This window comes from Oryzifoliimicrobium ureilyticum (assembly GCF_037199735.1).
Lineage (GTDB): Bacteria > Pseudomonadota > Alphaproteobacteria > Rhizobiales > Rhizobiaceae > Rhizobium > Rhizobium ureilyticus.
Genome location: NZ_JBBBVQ010000085.1, coordinates 1 through 566, shown reverse-complemented (window position 1 = coordinate 566; position 566 = coordinate 1). Strand labels below are relative to the sequence as shown.

The following is a 566-nucleotide window of genomic DNA, read 5'->3' as shown; positions in this document are numbered from 1 at the left end:
CGGGCCACGAGCTGGCCGGCATCTTCGGCACGGCGTGTGGCATCCTTGACCGTCGTGGTGATTTCCTCCAGCGCGGCAGCCGTCTCTTCGACGGAGGCTGCCTGCTGTTCGGTGCGCTTCGACAGATCGTCGGCGGCAGCGCGGATCTCGTTGGCACCGGAATCGATGCCGCGTGCATTCTCGCCCACGGCCCGCAAGGCCTGGTGCAGCTTGTCCATCGAGCTGTTGAAGTTCTGGCGCAGCGTATCGAGATGAGAAACAAAGGGCGTGTCGATCCGGTAGGTGACATTGCCATTGGACAGCTCCGTCAGGCCCTTGGCAAGGCCATCGACGGCAAAGCGTGTTTCTTCCGCTTCGCGGGCCTTCTGCGCCTCGCGCTCCATGCGCTCTTTTTCCGACAGGCTGCGATTGGCTTCCGTCTCGCGCTCAAGGCGCACGCGCTCCACCGCATTGTCGCGGAAGACGGCAACGGCGGCGGCCATCTGGCCAAGCTCGTCGCGGCGCTCGCGTCCCGGCACATCGGCTTCCGCCTCACCAGCGGCAAGCGAGGTCATGCGTGCCCGCAG

General features: G+C 65.5%; 1 protein-coding gene. It reads right to left on the bottom strand.

All coding sequences use genetic code 11. The annotated features are described in order from the left end of the window. The coding region (locus tag VQ830_RS28740; RefSeq protein WP_337271543.1) for a HAMP domain-containing protein at positions 1-566 on the bottom strand (566 nt) is incomplete at both ends.